Raw genomic sequence first — 1,093 nt, 5'->3', positions numbered from 1 at the left:
TGCAGTCAACAAGCCAGGCCCTCCACCAGACTGCGCTGCGGGTCTCCGCCCTGCTGATCACACTGGTGTGACATCAGCGGCGGGGCAGGGGGACGACGCCCTTGGCGTCGTCCCCCTGCCTTTGATCCGGAACCGCGGCGGACGTACTGAGCTGGTGGCGAAGCCTCTGGACTTCGTCGTCCTTGGCGGCCAAGACCGACAGAAGGAGCTGGTGGCGCTCCTTGAGCAGCGTGAGTTCGGTGTGGGTGCGGGCGAGTTTGCCGGTGATCCGCTGGTTGAGATCACGCAGCCGTGCGATGCGGGCCTCGCGCGGGTCGGGCTGCTGGCCCGCCGCCCAGGCGGCTGCCCTTCGCTTCTCGAACTCGTCCTTGAGGTGGCCCCAGGTCCGGTAGAGGGATGCGCGGGAGATGCCCGCCTCGCGGGCGAGCGTCTTGACGTCGCAGGCGCCGCCGGGTGGGATCTGCCCGGCCAGCAGCCGGTCGATGGCCGCGCGGACGCGCCGTTCGATCTGGTCACGCTGCTGCGGACTCAGTGCCATGTCATCCGGCCTTTCCGGCTGCCGAGTCGATCTCTTCGAGGACCCGCATCGACCGCTCGTGCTCGGCTCGCAGCCGGTCCTTCTCCTGCGCAGGGATCCGAGGACTGGCCAGCAGGGCGGCGCCGTTGTCCGCCGAGGTCTGCCAGATGGAGCGGTGAACGAGGTGGTGGGTGGCCTGCGGGCAGCGGGAGCTGTCACACAGCCCGGTCATCGGAGCCGTCGCGGAGCGGGTGCCGGCGAGCTTGAGACACAGGGCCTTCGCCGGGTCCTCGAACCAGCAGTAGTTCGCCGCGGACAGGTGCAACACCGATGCCTTCTTCTTCAGCAGCAGTTCGATCTGCCGGTCGGTGACGACCTTCGCCAGCCCCGGCTCGTGGTCGGCGAGCTCGGTTTCGACGGCGCGGAACGTGGCCATGAGGGAGTCGGCTCCAGGACCTGCGGGCAGCTGCCCTTGTTCGAACTGCCGGTATGCCTCGACGGTCCGCCTGACCTTCTCCTTCTCCTCTTCTTTCTTCCACTCGTGGTGGAAGACGGCCTGGGCCCCGCCTGGCCGGC

The 1,093-nt window shown here is 68.7% G+C and carries 1 protein-coding gene and 1 pseudogene; both read right to left on the bottom strand.

Translation table 11 applies throughout. From position 1 onward, the window contains the following. Nucleotides 1-73 precede the first annotated feature (73 nt). On the bottom strand, nucleotides 74-538 hold the full coding sequence (locus tag AB0I68_RS39160) for a hypothetical protein (protein WP_363182220.1): 465 nt from the start codon (nucleotides 536-538) through the stop codon (nucleotides 74-76). A gap of 1 nt (nucleotide 539) precedes the next feature. Further along, a pseudogene (locus AB0I68_RS39155) lies at nucleotides 540-1,093 on the bottom strand (hypothetical protein); the annotation flags it as partial.

The sequence above is a fragment of the Streptomyces sp. NPDC050448 genome (assembly GCF_040655295.1).
Classification (GTDB): domain Bacteria; phylum Actinomycetota; class Actinomycetes; order Streptomycetales; family Streptomycetaceae; genus Streptomyces.
This window is presented reverse-complemented; position numbering and strand designations above follow the sequence as displayed.

Excerpts from the sequence above, each read along its gene's own strand:
- AB0I68_RS39160 (WP_363182220.1), bottom strand. The coding sequence starts at position 538 with ATGGCACTGAGTCCGCAGCAGCGTGACCAGATCGAACGGCGCGTCCGC.